Source organism: Pseudomonas sp. IT-P44 (assembly GCF_949768225.1).
Classification (GTDB): domain Bacteria; phylum Pseudomonadota; class Gammaproteobacteria; order Pseudomonadales; family Pseudomonadaceae; genus Aquipseudomonas; species Aquipseudomonas migulae.
Window position 1 is genome coordinate 15,795 of sequence record NZ_CATKQM010000048.1, and the last position, 13,801, is coordinate 29,595.

The window sequence follows — 13,801 nt, forward strand, 5'->3', positions numbered from 1 at the left end:
AGTGCCATTCGTAAATTGTTCGACAACTTCTGCTGAGCGGTAGGCTGCTTAGATCAATCCGATCTCTTCATCGCTCAAAGGGCGGTATTCGCCCGGTTTCAACGTGCTGTCGAGCACCAGCGGCCCCATGCGTTCGCGGTGCAGGCGCAGCACTTTGTTGTCGAAGTGGCCGAACATCCGCTTCACCTGGTGATAACGACCTTCGACGATGCTCAGCCGCGCTGACTTCGGCCCGAGCAGCGCCAGCTCGGCCGGCAGCGTGGTGAGGTCTTCGAAGGCGAAGTACAGGCCTTCGCTGAATTTCAAAGCATATTCCGGGCCGATGTCCTGCTCGGTCTCGACGTAGTAGACCTTGGGCAATTTGGTCTGCGGCTGGGTCAGGCGTCGTGACCAGCTGCCGTCGTTGGTGATCAGCATCAGGCCGGTGGTGTTGAAATCCAGGCGGCCGGCGATGTGCAGGTCTTCCTTGTCCGGCTCGTCGAACAGATCGAGCACCGTGGGGTGCTCCGGGTCGCGGGTGGCGCTGACGCAACCGGGGGGCTTGTGCAGCATGAAGTAGCGGGCGGGTTTGCCGAGTTGCAGCACTTCTTGATCGACTTCGACGCGGCTGAACTCCAGCACCTCGGTGTGAGGGTCGCTGACGATTTTTCCGTCGACCCGCACGCGCTTTTCCACCAGCAACAGGCGAACCTGCTTACGGTTGAAGCGGGGCAGGTTGCTGAGGAAACGGTCAACACGCATGACAAAACATCGGAAGGAAACGGGCCGCGCATCTTACGTGATCGGCCACAAGGATGCTTACAACTGCGCCTCGACCTGCGCGCAGCGCGGGCACAGGCAGGATTTGTCGCGCAGTTCGGGCGGCAGTGCTTCGAGCACCGCCGGGTCGATGCTGACGCCGTAGCACCAGCAGGCCCGATCGGCGGTTCGCGGGTCGGCCAGGGTGCAGTCGTTGGAGGCGCCGCAGGCCGGACAGAATTCAGGCTTGTTCATGTAGGACTATGCATAACTGGTGTGAGGCATTTCCGCGCAGGTACGGTTACGGCCGGATTGCTTGGCCCGATACATCGCATGATCGGCGCGGGAGAGCAGGGTGTGCAAGGTGTCATCCGGTTGCAGCGTGGTCAAGCCAATGCTGACCGTCAGCTGCAAGGTGTGACCGTTGTAGGCATAAAGCTGTTCTTCGACATGCTGGCGAATTTTCTCGGCAATCATCAGACCGGTCTCACCGTCCGTGTCCTTGAGCAGCACGATGAATTCCTCACCGCCCCAACGGCAGACGATGTCGGAATGGCGCAGGCAACTCTCCAGATCCCTTGCGAAGCCGATCAGCACCTGATCGCCGGCGAGGTGACCGTAGGTGTCGTTCAAGGCCTTGAAGTGGTCCAGATCCAGCAGCAGCGCAGTCAGCGGTTTCGGTTCGCGTTGGGCTTCATGCATGGCTTGTGCGGCCAGCAGATCGAAGCCGCGACGGTTCGGCAGTTCGGTCAGGCTGTCGAGGGTCGCCTGCGCCTGGATCTTGCCCTGATAACGCTTGATCACCCGATTGAGCAGGGCCAGCACAATCAGAGTCACGAGCAGGCAAATCAGCAGGTTGAGGTACAGCGACTGGCGGATTTCGCTGAGGGCGCCGTCTTCGCGTTTGTCGACGAACAGGTACCAGTTCAGTTCCGGAATGAAGCGCACGTTGAGGAAATGGCCCTGGCCCTGGACGGAATATTCGTAGCTGCCGCTGTGGGGCTTGGGCAGCTGGTTGACCAGGCCTTTCATGCTTTCCAGGTCGTTGAGTTTCTGGCCGATATGCGCGCCCTGTGGGCCACCCTCGGCACCGGTAAGCACCAATCGACCGAAGCTGTCGACGAAATACACACTGCGTTGATAGCGCTGTTGATACTTGTCGATCAACTTGATCACCGCATCGACGGTCAGACCAACGCCTGCCGCGCCGATGAAACGGTTGTTGTAGTCGTAGACCTTGTAGTTGATGAAGAACGTCAGGTTGTCCTTGTTGGCCAGGTCAGGGTCGACGTTGATCTCGTAAGGGGCAGCCATGTCTCGCACGCGAAAATACCAGGCATCGCGCGGCTCAGTGACCTTGACCTGCTTGAGCACGCCTTTGGCGTGGTAGTAGGTGAGCGTGCCGTTGGAGACGAAAAATGCGGTGTAGGCGCCGTAGTGGGTCATGACCTCGTTGAGGTAGCGGGTCATCTGGTCGGGGTCGTGTTCGCCGTTGACCACCCAATCACGCATGAAGGTGTCGCGGGACATCATCGAGGAAATCAGGATCGGTCTGACGAGATCTTTCTGGATTTCCGAGTAGACCGTGTCCGAAGTCAGCGGCAGCTCGGTGTTGACGATGTTGTCGCGGATCGAGGCGCGCGAGGCGTAGTAGCTGAGAAATGACGTGGCGAGAAAACCTGCGCCCAGCAGCGCGATCAGCGTGAGGACCAGCGAACGTTGCGAATACAGCGGCGAGTGAAGCAGCATGGCGATTCCGTTGGCAGTGACCCGTTGGGGAGCATTCTAGTGGCACTGCGGGGAAATAACTGCGGGAATTGCAGGGTGAATCGGCGAGGGTCAGGTGCGGTGGCGTCCGGACTGACGCCTTCGCGGGCAAGCCTCGCTCCTACTGGTTTACGCAATCCCCCCGTAGGAGCGAGGCTTGCCCGCGAATCGAAAGATCACCTCGAATCTGTCAGGTACGCACGCCATCCGCCCAAATGACTGATATCCACCGCACCCTCCAACCCATACGCCTCACAGATAAATCCACTCTCCCAACGCCCATCCGCCAGTTGCACCTTGCCCAACCCCAGCGGCGCCGGAATCCCGGTCAAAAACGACCCCAACTCACTGCTCGGCAAGTCCCAGACCTCCACCGCAATCGCTACGCCGCCATCCTTCACCCGCACCATCCCCGGACGAAACGGCGGGCCACCGGCCAATGCATACAGTTGATAGTCCGGCGAGCTGAAGGTCGTCTCGACCAACGTCGCACCGCGCCGCTTCAACTGCCAGTTCAGCGCCAACCCATCCAGATGCGCGCCACACACCACCAGCCGCGCACGATCGTTGCGCGCGACCGTTGCGGGCGCAGGAGAACGACGCTGAAACGCATCCGCCACACTCAACAAATACTGATCGGTAAACGCCCGGCCAAACACCGTCACGCCCCACGGCAAACCATTGCCCATGAACCCGCTCGGCACCGCGACGGCGGCGTAGTCCAGCAGGTTCATGAAGTTGGTGTAGTAACCCAGTTCCGAATTGCGCAGCACCGGCTCAGCCTCAAGCTCCGCCAGTGTGACGGGACGGCCGATGGTCGGCGTGACCACGCAATCGAGTCCTTCCAGCGCTTTGTCGCATAGCGCTTTCAAGGCTTGCAGCCGATATTGGGCGCGGAAGGTTTGCACACCGTTCACCGCTGGCGCCTTGGCCAGCACCGCTCGAATCACCGGCAATACCGCATGAGGATTTTGCTCCATCAACTCGCCGGCGACGCTGTAGCGCTCCGCCACCCACGGGCCTTCATACAGCAGGCGCGCCGCTTCAAGGAAGGGCGACAAATCCAGTTCCACGGCTTCACCGCCCAACGCCTTGAGCCGGTCGATGGCATCGCCGAACAACAGCGGACCTTCAGGGCAACCGAAGAACTCCAGGTCCTGCGCACGCGGTACGCCGAAGCGAAAGGGGCGCGGTGTGCCGAACGCCGAGCCGTCATTCCACAGCGGATTACGGCGGCTGTATTCGTCCCGTGGATCGAGATGCGCGGTGAGCGCCAGCAATTGACTGGCTTCCCGAGCCGTCGCGGTGAAGGTCGTGACGCAATCGAGCGTACGACACGCCGGCACCACGCCCGCCGTGGAGATCAACCCTTTGGTGGCTTTCATCCCCACCAGATTGTTTAACCCCGCCGGCACTCGCCCCGAGCCCGCCGTGTCCGTGCCCAACGAAAAACTCGCCACGCCCAGCGCCACCGCCAGCGAAGAACCGGCGCTGGAACCGCCCGACGGATACTCCGACAACACGCTGTTCGGGCACGCGCCATACGGCGAGCGGCTGCCATTGAGGCCGGTGGCGAACTGGTCGAGGTTGGTCTTGCCCAGCGGAATTGCGCCCAGCGCCAGCAATTGCTCGACGATGGTCGCCGACTGCTGCGGCACATAGGCAAATGCCGGGCACGCTGCCGTGGTCGGAATGCCCGCCAGATCGATGTTGTCCTTGATCGCGAACGGCACGCCGTACAGCGGCAGGCTGTCGATATCGCGGCCGTCGAGCGCGGCGAGGTACGGCTCCAGTTCTTCAATGCTGAGCAAATGAATGAACAGGTGATAGTCCGGGTTCAGGGCGGCGGCTTTATCGCGCAGGTTCAGCAGCAGTTGTCGCGGTGTGATGCTGGCGTCGCGGTAGGCGCTGCGCAGGGTGTCTAGTTGCAGATTGATGGTCATGAAGTGAGTCCTTTGCAAAATGGGTTCAGTCGAGTTCCAGCACCACGACGCGCTGTCCGGCGCGCACGGCCGAACCGGGTTGCACGCGGATTTCGCGCACCACGCCGGCCATCGGTGCGAGCAGCGGGATTTCCATCTTCATCGACTCCAGAATCACCAGCACATCACCGGCGGCGACGCGGCTGCCGGTCTCCACCTGGACCTGCCAGAGGTTGCCGGCGATGTGGCTGTCGACACTCATTTCGCCACTGGCCAACGGTGCGTCTTCGGTCGTTTCCGGGGCCGCTTCTTCACTGTCGAAATGCGCCTGGCCGCTGGCGATCCAACGCTCGCGCTCGGCGTTGAACGCGCCTTTCTGTTGATCCCGAAAAGCTGCAATGCTCGAGGCTTCTTTGCTCAGGAACGCCTGGTAATCCGCGAGGTTCAACTGGCTGTGCTCGATGTTCAAATCGAAGCGCCCGAGGGGGAAATCCCGGCGGATGCGCAGCAGTTCATCGGCGCTCACCGGGTAGAAACGGATCTGGTCGAAGAAGCGCAGCAACCACGGTTTGCCATCGAACGCGGCGACTTCGCGGTAGCGGTTCCACATCTGCAACGTGCGACCGACGAACTGATAACCGCCGGGGCCTTCCATGCCGTACACGCACATGTACGCGCCGCCGATGCCCACCGAGTTTTCCGCAGTCCAGGTGCGGGCCGGGTTGTATTTGGTGGTCACCAGACGATGGCGCGGGTCGAGCGGGGTGGCGACCGGCGCACCGAGGTAGACGTCGCCCAGCCCCATCACCAGATAGCTGGCGTCGAACACTGTGCGCTGTACTTCGTCGAGGTTCGGCAGGTCGTTGATGCGGCGGATGAACTCCAGATTGCTCGGGCACCACGGTGCGTCCTTGCGCACGGTGGTCATGTATTTCTCGATCGCCAATTGGCAGGCCGGATCGTCCCAGGACAGCGGCAGATGGACGATGCGCGAGGGCACTTGCAGGTCCTTGGCAGCGCACACCGCGTCCCATTCACCGGCGACGATGCCGAGCAGATCGGCCAGCGGCAGTTGTTCGGGTTGGTAGTGCACTTGCAGCGAGCGGATGCCAGGTGTGAGGTCGATCACGCCGTGCAGGTGTTTGCTTTCCAGGGCTTGCATGAGGGCGTGGGCGCGGAAGCGCAGGACCAGGTCCAGTTCTGGTGCGCCGATCTCAAGCAAGAGGTGCGTATCCCCCGACAGTCGCGCAACCAACCGCGTATCGTCCTGACCCAAATCCAAAACCACAGGCGATACAACCCCCTGTAGGAGCCGGCTTGCTGGCGATGAAGTTGACGCGGTGTCTGTTAGGGCCCCATCGCCAGCAAGCCGGCTCCTACAGGGGGTATTCCATTTCAGGGCGAGGTCGCGGGCGGTTTTGATATCGACTGGCTGGAACTGCACTTTGTCCCCGGCCTTGAGCTGGCCGAGTTGCCAAAGATCCGCCTCGATCACCGTCACCGGGCACACAAATCCGCCGAGGCTCGGGCCGTCCGGCCCCAGAATCACCGGCATGTCCCCGGTGAAGTCCACGGCGCCAATGGCATACGGATTGTCGTGGATATTCGACGGGTGCAGCCCCGCCTCACCGCCGTCAGCCCGCACCCATTCCGGCTTCGGCCCGATCAGGCGCACGCCGGTGCGGCTGGAGTTGAAATGCACTTCCCACTGAGTCTCGAAAAACGTGCCGATGTAGTTTTCGGTGAAATATTCCGGTGCGCCATGGGGGCCGTAAATCACCCGGATTTGCCGCACGGCAGGCAGCTCAGCGATTGCAGGCAGTTGCTCACCGACGCTGTGATGGGTCAATGCCGGCACATGCAACACATCGCCGGCCCGTAATGCGCGACCACCATGGCCGCCAAACTGTCCGAGGGTGAAGGTGCTTTTGCTGCCCAGATAATCGGGCACCTGCAGCCCGCCGCGCACACACAGATAGCTGCGGGCGCCTGCGCCGGCAATCGTGCCGAGACTCAACGTAGTGCCTGCCGGAACCAGCAGCGCCGTGTTCATCGCCACGGTTTCGCCGTTCAACGTCAGCGGAATCACTGCTCCGGTGACCGCCACCACCGCGTCGCAATTGAAACGCAGCAACGGCCCGCTCATGGTGATTTCCAGCGCGGCGGCGCCTTCTTCGTTACCCAGCAAAAGGTTGCCCAATCGCAATGCGCGACTGTCCATCGGCCCTGACGGCGGCACGCCTACGGCCCAATAACCGAGTCGCCCCGGATAGTCTTGAACGCTGGTCTGCGTACCGGCGCTGAGCACTTCAAAAGTGTTGGCCTGATACACCAGGCCTTCGAGGCAGCGGGTCCACGGTTGGCCGCTGGTGAACGGCGCGTCGAGCAAAATCTGCCGCAGGTAATCGCGGTTGGTTTCCACGCCGTAGAGCTGGCTGTCGCCCAGTGCTTGATGCAAATCCGCACGCGCTTGTTCGCGGGTCGGCGCCCAGCAGATGACCTTGGCGATCATCGGGTCGAAGTACGGCGGTATCTCGCAACCGGCCTCGACCCAGGTGTCGATCCGCAGCTGTTTGCCGTCGGCGGTGGGGAAGTTCACAGCCGTCAGCAAACCTGGGCTCGGCTGAAAATCGCGCCCCGGATCTTCCGCATAAAGCCGCGCCTGAATCGCATGCCCCTCGGCTTTCAAACCTTGGCTCAACACGCTCAGCGGCGGCAAATCACCCGCCGCCAGCTCCACCATCCAGCGCACCAGATCCACGCCCCACACCTGTTCGGTGACGCCGTGCTCTACCTGCAAACGGGTGTTCACTTCCAGAAAGTAGAAGCGCTGGTCTGCACTGTCGAACACAAATTCCACGGTGCCGGCGCTGCGGTAGTTCACCGCTTTTGCCAGTTTGATCGCCGCCGCGCACAGTTCATCGGCCATGCCGTCGGGCAGGTTCGGCGCCGGGGTTTCTTCGAGGACTTTCTGGTTGCGCCGTTGTACCGAACAGTCGCGCACGCCGAGGGCGATCACTTCACCGCGACCGTCGCCGAACACTTGAACTTCCAGGTGTCGGGCGCGTTGGATGTACTTCTCGATGAACACGCCGGCATCGCTGAAATTGTTTTGGCCGAGGCGTTTTACGGCTTCGAAGGATTCACTCAACTCGTCAGCACTGCGACACACGCGCATGCCGATGCCACCGCCGCCAGCAGTGCTTTTGAGCATTACCGGATAGCCGACCTGATCGCCGGCGATCAATGCCGCGTCGAGGCTGTCGAGCAACTCGGTGCCTTCGAGCATCGGCACGCCGTGTTGCTTGGCCAGGGCGCGCGCGGTGTGTTTGAGGCCGAACACGCGCAACTGTTCTGGCGTTGGGCCAATGAACGCGATATCGGCCGCTTCGCAGGCTTCGGCGAACGCGGCGTTTTCCGAGAGGAAACCGTAGCCAGGATGGATCGCCGTGGCGCCAGTGGCTTTGGCGATGGCGAGGATTTTATCGACCGCCAGATAGGTGCCGGCGGCCGCGCCTTCACCGAGGCTGTGGGCTTCATCGGCATGCAGGATGTGCAGGCTCGCGGCATCGGCTTCGGAGTAAACGGCGACACCTTTGACGTGCAGTTCACGCAAGGTGCGCAGGACGCGGCAGGCAATGGCGCCACGGTTGGCAATCAGGACTTTTTCGAACATGGCATAACCCCTGGAGGGGATGCGGGCCGTCCCGCAGTTTTTCGTTGGGCGCCGGGGTCGTCCCCGGCGGAAAAATCATTTACCTCAAACCACCACCGGACCCTTGTGGGAGCGGGCTTGCTCGCGAAGGCGGTGTATCAGACACATTCATATCGACTGACACACCGCCTTCGCGAGCAAGCCCGCTCCCACAGGGTTTAGTGGTGTTCTTGAGGTTTGAGGCACTGCCCGGAACGGGCCTGGCACAGGGCAAACAACCAGCGACGCAGACGGTTCAGTTTCAGTTCCATACCAGCAGCTCCGCAGGCGTAGGGTTGTAGGCATTGCACGGATTATTCAGTTGCGGACAATTGGAAATCAGCACGATCACGTCCATCTCCGCTCGCAAATCCACGTACTTGCCCGGCGCCGAAATACCGTCCTCAAACGTCAGCCCGCCATCCGCCGTGACCGGCACGTTCATGAAGAAGTTGATGTTCGGCCCGATGTCGCCCTTGCCCAGTCGCCCGTCGTGGACGCAGGCGCGCAGGTAGTTGTCGCGGCAGCTGTGCATGTAGCGTTTTTCCAGGGCGTAGCGCACGGTGTTGCTCTCTTGCGCGCAGGCACCGCCCAGGGTGTCGTGGCGTCCGCAGGTGTCGGCGACGATGGTCAGCATCGGTTTGCCGAGGTTGGAATAGAGCACGCTGCCGGTGCTCAGGTAGACGCTGTTCTGCCGGCGCAAGGTGCGTTGCACGTCGTAGCGTTCTTTCGGGTTGGCGACGCTGTAGAACAACGTATCAACCGCCTGATTGCCTTCCAGGTCGAGGATGCGCAGGGTCTGGCCGGCCTTGACCTCCATCAGCCACGGTTCGCCGGCGGGAATGGTGGCGCGGTAGACCGCTGTTTCTGGATGCTTTTGAGCGGTAGCGATTGCGAGTGACATGGCAGCGATCCTCAGGCGAACAGGCGGTCGGTGTTGATGAAGCCGCGCTCGTTTTCCGGGCGCGAGGTGCGGCAGTGTTCGGCGACACTGGCGTCGGCGTTCATCCAGCTCAGCTTCAACGGTTTTGGTGCGTATTCCGGCGACGGGTCCATCGGATGTTGCAGGGCGGTGAGCACCACCAGCGTGTCCATCGGCGCGTACAACTCGATGTAGTCGCCGGCCCTGGAGTTGCCTTCAACGAAGTGGAAACGCCCGGCTTCATCGACGTTCACGCGGCTGAACAGGTTGAGGGTCATCAGCAAGTCCGACAGGCCCAAACCCCATTTGCCGAGTTCCACCAACAGGTTGTCGGTGCCGTTGCGGAAGAAGCCGTTGCGCAGTTCCTGATAGCGGCCTGCGCCGTATTTTTCCGCGACTTCTTCAGCGCACAGCACGCCGCCGAGGCTGTCGCTCCAGCCGCAGGTGTCGGCGGTGATTGCCGCCAGCACGCGGCCCATGTCCGAGTACAAACAATGGCCCGTGGTGAGCTTGGCGGTGTGTTGGCATTTGAGGCTGTCGGGCAGGTTCAGGCGTTCGGTTTTTTCGTTGGCGTTGAGCAGCGTCAGGCTGACGTTGGCGCCACCGCGCAGGTCGGTCAGGCGCAGCAATTGGCCGCGTTTCAATACGAAGGAGCGATGGCCGCCGCCGGGGAGCATTTCCTCGGCGAAGGGTGGGAACAGTTGGGTCGAATCAGTCATGTGCAAAATCCTCTTAAGCGGTGCGAAGCGCGCCTGCCAGTGTTTCCGGCAAGGCATCGACGGCGGCGCGCGTGGCGCGGCGGTCGCTGTTCAAAGGGATGTCGTAAGTGATGCGCGCGCCATAGGCGCCGGGGGCGTGCGGGTCGACGCGAACCTTGTCGAATACAAGCAATCGCGTGCCGAGGCTGAAACCTTCGGACAGGTCGTGGGTGACCATGAACACCGTCAGTTGCGTCTCGCGCCACAGCTCCAGCAGCAAGGCGTGCATGTCTTTGCGGATGCCCGGATCGAGCGCGCCGAACGGTTCGTCGAGCAGCAACACGCGGGGTTTCATGATCAGCGCCTGGGCGATGGCCAACCGTTGCTGCATGCCGCCGGACAGCTGCGCCGGGTACTTGTCCAGCGAGTGGCCGAGGCCGACCTTTTGCAGCAGCACCGAGGCCTGTTCGCGGGCGTCTTTTTTGGCGCTGCCGAACAGGCGCCCAAGTAGCGGCGAACGCGGCAGTTCGAGGCCGAGGGCGACGTTGTCCAGCACCGTCAGGTGCGGGAACACCGAGTAGCGCTGGAACACCACGCCACGGCTCGAATCCGGTTCGCCGGCCAGCAGTTGACCGTCCAGCAGAATCTCGCCGCGACTGGCGCGTTCCTGGCCGAGCAACAGGCGCAGGAAGGTCGATTTGCCGCAGCCCGACGCGCCGACCAGGGTGCAGAACTCACCCTCGTTGACGTTCAGGTTCAAGCCTTCGAGCACCACTTGATCGGCGTATTGTTGCCAGACGTTTTTTACCGTGATGAAGCTCATGCGCGGGCTCCTTCATACCAAGGGAACGCACGTTGAGTCAGGCGCTTGAGGCCCCAATCCATCAGCCAGGCGAGCAGGGTGATCCACACCACGTACGGCAGGATCACGTCCATCGCCAGGTAACGGCGCACCAGGAAAATCCGGTAGCCGAGGCCGTCGGTGGAAGCGATGGCTTCGGCGGCGATCAGGAACAACCACGCCGAACCCAGCATCAGCCGCAACGAGATCAGCAGGCGCGGCAACAATTGCGGGAGCACCACGCGCAGCATCAGCGTCCAGGTCGAGGCACCGAGGGTCTGGGCCTTGATCAGCAACTCGACCGGTATTTCCCGGGCGCGCTGTTCCAGATCCCGCGCCAGACACGGGGTGATGCCGATGACGATCAGCATCACTTTCGATAACTCCCCCAGTCCAAAGACGATGAACAGAATCGGCAGGATCGCCAGCGGCGGCACCATCGACAGCACCGTCAGCAACGGCGACAACGGCGCGCCGAACAGTGGCAACGTGCCGGCGGCGATGCCCAGGCACAGCCCGGCCAACGCGCTGATGCCCAGACCGATGGCCAGGCGCCGCAGGCTGGACGCGGTGTCTTGCCACAGCACGTATTCACCGGTACGGCTGTCGGCGGTGAACGCCAGGCGCTTCACCGCGTCGGTCATTTGCACGGCGCTCGGCAACAGCTTGTCGTTAGGGTTGTCCAGCAGCCGTTCGGCCGAGCCCATGAAGTAGGCGAACAGCACCAGGGCGAACGGCAGGATCACCAACAACAGGCGACTCGGGCGATCCGGGTGGCGATTGATCAGGCGCATGGCCAGGTCCTCTTGTTACAGCTTGGCGTCGGCAGCCATCTGCACGTAACTCGGATCGAAGCGAAGCTTGAGGTTGCCCTTGTCGCCGCTGGTCACGCCGTTGGCGAAGGCCATGCCGACCGCGCTGGTGTCCTTGGCGCCTTCACCGAGCAAGCCGTGCTGGAAGGAAAACTCCGCGACCTTGCGCATGGTTTCCGGCAGTTGCTTGCTGGTAGAGAACGCCAGGGCTTCTTGCGGTGTGGCGAACAATTTGGTGGTGTCGAGTTGCGCCTGGAAACCCGCGAGGTCAGTGCCCGAGGCCTTGGCCATGTGTTCGAGCGCAGCCTTGCTGGCGGCGTTTTTCGCGTTCATCAACTCGACCACTTCGAACCAGGCGCCGGTCAGTGCCTTGCCCAGAGCGGGGTTGTCTTTGAGGGTGGCGCTGTTGACCACCATCATGTCCATGATCTCGCCGGGGATCTGGCTGGAATTGAACACTTCGGTCACGCCCGGCTTGGCCTTGATGTCCGAGAGCATCGGGTTCCAGGTGGTGACGGCGTTGACCTGCTCCGTGTTGAAAGCGGCGGAGATGTCGGCGTCGGAGGTGTTGACCACTTTCAGGTCTTTCTCGGTGAGGTCCACCGAATCCAGGGCCCGCGCCAGCAGGTAATGGGACACCGAGAGCTCGACCAGATTGACGTCCATGCCCTTGAGGTCGGCGACTTTCTTGCCGTCGCCCTTGAGCACGATGCCGTCGTTGCCGTTGGAGAAATCGCTGACGATCAGCGCGGTGCTGTCGACGCCACCGGCCGCCGGAATGGTCAGCGCGTCCATGTTGGTCATGGTGCAGCCGTCGAACTGGCCGGCGGTGTATTGGTTGATGGATTCGACGTAGTCGTTGAGCTGCACCACATCAATCTTGATGCCGTACTTCTTCGCCCATTTGTCGACGATGCCTTGGCTGCCGGCGTATTCCCAGGGCATCCAGCCGGCGTAAATGGTCCAGCAGACGCTGAAGTGGTCTTTTGGCGCGGCCTGGGACGAGACGCTCACGATGGCTGCGAAGGCAGCGGCGAGGAGGGCGGGTAAACGAAGTCGGGACATGGTGGTTCTCCAGTTGATCAAGGGCGGGCAGGAGTCAACGCGGCACCGCGAACGGTGGCTTGTCTCCCGGGCTTTTGTCCCGCCGTGTAACCTCAACTGGAGGTCGCCAACTCTCGGACCAGTCACTCGCCTTAGCGAGCCGGAACCCTAGTCAGCCATTGCAAATTGTGGTGCCGCGAACCTGTGATGACTCCTGCACGGGTTTGCTAAAGCGAGAGCCGTGCCAAGTCGCTCGAAGCGCTCTGGGCCGGGGGATTGCCATTTTTCGGGAGGGCGCAAGGGCCGTTCGCTGCTTTGTGATGGTGCGCCCGTGCACTGAGATGCAGCGTGGCTGGCCGCTGATCCGAAGGTCAGGCGTCGTCTGGCACTCGCCGTCGCATTGCCAGTCAAAACAGGTGTCAGCCGGCTGTATCGGCTGTGGTCTTTCAGGAGGCCGCCATGTTTCGTCGACTGTTACTGGGCGTTGTGCTCGGTGTCGGGTTGTCCGGCTGCTACTACTACGCCGGCACCTACGACGTGTATTCCACGCCTTATTACTACCCCGGCTATGCGCCGTATTCCTACTATTACGGCCCGCGTTATTACTATGGTCCGCGCTTTTACGGTGGCTATCGCTACTACTATTGGGGCGGGCATCACCCACGTTATTACGGCGGTGGATACCATGGGCGGCACCATTAATCAGCGGGTGAATAGATGAAAAACCTTTCATCGGCTAGATGTTTCAACTTGTTTCAAGGGCGCACCGGATGTCGAAAACGATGTCTGATCTTTCGACAGTCATCGAATAATTGACTGTCGCTCGCCAGCGTCGCTGGTGTGGCTCACTCGCGGTCCAGGAGGCCGCCATGCTCCTTCAAAAAATGCTCCGTCGAATTCTTCTGACAGCTGTAGTGGGATTGTCACTCGGTGCGTGCGTGCCCTATGCCGATGGAGGAGGCAGCTACTACAGTTCCGAGGTTTACACGTCCCCCGCGCCGTACTACTCAGATGGCGGCGGTTACTACTCCAGTGGCGGTTACTACACCTCGCCGCGCCGGTATTACTCACCACCGGCCCGCTATTATCAGCCAACGCCGCGGTACTACCACCAGCCGCGGGTGTATCAACCGGCACCGCGTTATTACCAGCCTTCGCCACGAAGCGATTACCGGGCGCATCAGGGGCGCGGTTGGGACGGCAATGGCCGGGGCGGCTGGGATGGCCGTAACCGTGGCAATTGGAACAATGATTACCGTGGTGGCGGACGCAATCACGGCGGACGAGGTGACCACTACGGTCGCGGCGATCACTCTGGCCGAGGCAGCCACCGATAACATGAGTTGAATGCAATACCTGTGGG

12 protein-coding genes and 1 riboswitch are annotated in these 13,801 nt (G+C 61.7%); of the genes, 2 read left to right on the plus strand and 10 right to left on the minus strand.

All coding sequences use genetic code 11. The annotated features are described in order from the left end of the window. Nucleotides 1-48 precede the first annotated feature (48 nt). The 10 genes from ACM6IO_RS23000 to ACM6IO_RS23045 all read right to left on the minus strand — a co-directional run bounded on the left by ACM6IO_RS23000 (nucleotide 49) and on the right by ACM6IO_RS23045 (nucleotide 12,459). Nucleotides 49-741, minus strand: coding sequence for a pseudouridine synthase (locus ACM6IO_RS23000; protein WP_008025762.1), 693 nt, complete (start codon nucleotides 739-741; stop codon nucleotides 49-51). A gap of 57 nt (nucleotides 742-798) precedes the next feature. Then, a complete protein-coding gene (locus ACM6IO_RS23005) occupies nucleotides 799-993 on the minus strand; it encodes a cysteine-rich CWC family protein (RefSeq protein ID WP_008025763.1) in 195 nt (64 codons plus the stop codon). A gap of 6 nt (nucleotides 994-999) precedes the next feature. Next, complete coding sequence (locus tag ACM6IO_RS23010) at nucleotides 1,000-2,487, minus strand: diguanylate cyclase (protein ID WP_414912291.1); 1,488 nt, start codon at nucleotides 2,485-2,487, stop codon at nucleotides 1,000-1,002. Between the two features lie 194 nt (nucleotides 2,488-2,681). Beyond that, nucleotides 2,682-4,448: an allophanate hydrolase gene (gene atzF, locus ACM6IO_RS23015; protein WP_414912292.1), complete on the minus strand. Its 1,767-nt coding sequence runs from the start codon at nucleotides 4,446-4,448 to the stop codon at nucleotides 2,682-2,684. A 25-nt stretch (nucleotides 4,449-4,473) separates the two neighbouring features. After that, nucleotides 4,474-8,103, minus strand: coding sequence for an urea carboxylase (gene uca, locus ACM6IO_RS23020; RefSeq protein ID WP_414912293.1), 3,630 nt, complete (start codon nucleotides 8,101-8,103; stop codon nucleotides 4,474-4,476). Between the two features lie 280 nt (nucleotides 8,104-8,383). Beyond that, the gene (locus ACM6IO_RS23025) at nucleotides 8,384-9,025 is read right to left on the minus strand and encodes an urea amidolyase associated protein UAAP2 (RefSeq protein WP_017336948.1); all 642 of its coding nucleotides are present in this window, start codon (nucleotides 9,023-9,025) and stop codon (nucleotides 8,384-8,386) included. Nucleotides 9,026-9,036: 11 nt separating this feature from the next. Continuing rightward, a complete protein-coding gene (locus ACM6IO_RS23030) occupies nucleotides 9,037-9,762 on the minus strand; it encodes an urea amidolyase associated protein UAAP1 (RefSeq protein ID WP_008025773.1) in 726 nt (241 codons plus the stop codon). A gap of 13 nt (nucleotides 9,763-9,775) precedes the next feature. Further along, nucleotides 9,776-10,564: an ABC transporter ATP-binding protein gene (locus tag ACM6IO_RS23035; protein ID WP_192228687.1), complete on the minus strand. Its 789-nt coding sequence runs from the start codon at nucleotides 10,562-10,564 to the stop codon at nucleotides 9,776-9,778. Further along, nucleotides 10,561-11,376, minus strand: coding sequence for an ABC transporter permease (locus ACM6IO_RS23040; RefSeq protein ID WP_008025776.1), 816 nt, complete (start codon nucleotides 11,374-11,376; stop codon nucleotides 10,561-10,563). Before ACM6IO_RS23040 ends, ACM6IO_RS23035 begins: the two co-directional genes overlap by 4 nt. A 15-nt stretch (nucleotides 11,377-11,391) precedes the next feature. Then, on the minus strand, nucleotides 11,392-12,459 hold the full coding sequence (locus tag ACM6IO_RS23045; RefSeq protein WP_192228688.1) for a putative urea ABC transporter substrate-binding protein: 1,068 nt from the start codon (nucleotides 12,457-12,459) through the stop codon (nucleotides 11,392-11,394). Between the two features lie 61 nt (nucleotides 12,460-12,520). Beyond that, nucleotides 12,521-12,621, minus strand: a riboswitch (guanidine-I (ykkC/yxkD leader). Nucleotides 12,622-12,897: 276 nt separating this feature from the next. On the opposite strand from ACM6IO_RS23045, the gene ACM6IO_RS23050 reads away from it, so the two are divergent. Together ACM6IO_RS23050 and ACM6IO_RS23055 are read left to right on the plus strand one after the other, a co-directional pair. After that, on the plus strand, nucleotides 12,898-13,140 hold the full coding sequence (locus tag ACM6IO_RS23050; RefSeq protein ID WP_008025780.1) for a hypothetical protein: 243 nt from the start codon (nucleotides 12,898-12,900) through the stop codon (nucleotides 13,138-13,140). A gap of 167 nt (nucleotides 13,141-13,307) precedes the next feature. Next, nucleotides 13,308-13,775 (plus strand): hypothetical protein, encoded by a 468-nt coding sequence (locus ACM6IO_RS23055; protein WP_414912294.1) that lies wholly within the window; start codon nucleotides 13,308-13,310, stop codon nucleotides 13,773-13,775. Nucleotides 13,776-13,801: the final 26 nt, after the last annotated feature.

What these genes read in the sequence shown, in the direction of transcription:
- ACM6IO_RS23045 (WP_192228688.1), bottom strand. Translation starts at nt 12,459, where the DNA reads ATGTCCCGACTTCGTTTACCCGCCCTCCTCGCCGCTGCCTTCGCAGCC.
- uca (WP_414912293.1), bottom strand. Translation starts at nt 8,103, where the DNA reads ATGTTCGAAAAAGTCCTGATTGCCAACCGTGGCGCCATTGCCTGCCGC.
- ACM6IO_RS23050 (WP_008025780.1), top strand. Translation starts at nt 12,898, where the DNA reads ATGTTTCGTCGACTGTTACTGGGCGTTGTGCTCGGTGTCGGGTTGTCC.
- ACM6IO_RS23030 (WP_008025773.1), bottom strand. Translation starts at nt 9,762, where the DNA reads ATGACTGATTCGACCCAACTGTTCCCACCCTTCGCCGAGGAAATGCTC.
- atzF (WP_414912292.1), bottom strand. Translation starts at nt 4,448, where the DNA reads ATGACCATCAATCTGCAACTAGACACCCTGCGCAGCGCCTACCGCGAC.
- ACM6IO_RS23000 (WP_008025762.1), bottom strand. Translation starts at nt 741, where the DNA reads ATGCGTGTTGACCGTTTCCTCAGCAACCTGCCCCGCTTCAACCGTAAG.
- ACM6IO_RS23010 (WP_414912291.1), bottom strand. Translation starts at nt 2,487, where the DNA reads ATGCTGCTTCACTCGCCGCTGTATTCGCAACGTTCGCTGGTCCTCACG.
- ACM6IO_RS23055 (WP_414912294.1), top strand. Translation starts at nt 13,308, where the DNA reads ATGCTCCTTCAAAAAATGCTCCGTCGAATTCTTCTGACAGCTGTAGTG.
- ACM6IO_RS23035 (WP_192228687.1), bottom strand. Translation starts at nt 10,564, where the DNA reads ATGAGCTTCATCACGGTAAAAAACGTCTGGCAACAATACGCCGATCAA.
- ACM6IO_RS23040 (WP_008025776.1), bottom strand. Translation starts at nt 11,376, where the DNA reads ATGCGCCTGATCAATCGCCACCCGGATCGCCCGAGTCGCCTGTTGTTG.
- ACM6IO_RS23005 (WP_008025763.1), bottom strand. Translation starts at nt 993, where the DNA reads ATGAACAAGCCTGAATTCTGTCCGGCCTGCGGCGCCTCCAACGACTGC.
- ACM6IO_RS23025 (WP_017336948.1), bottom strand. Translation starts at nt 9,025, where the DNA reads ATGTCACTCGCAATCGCTACCGCTCAAAAGCATCCAGAAACAGCGGTC.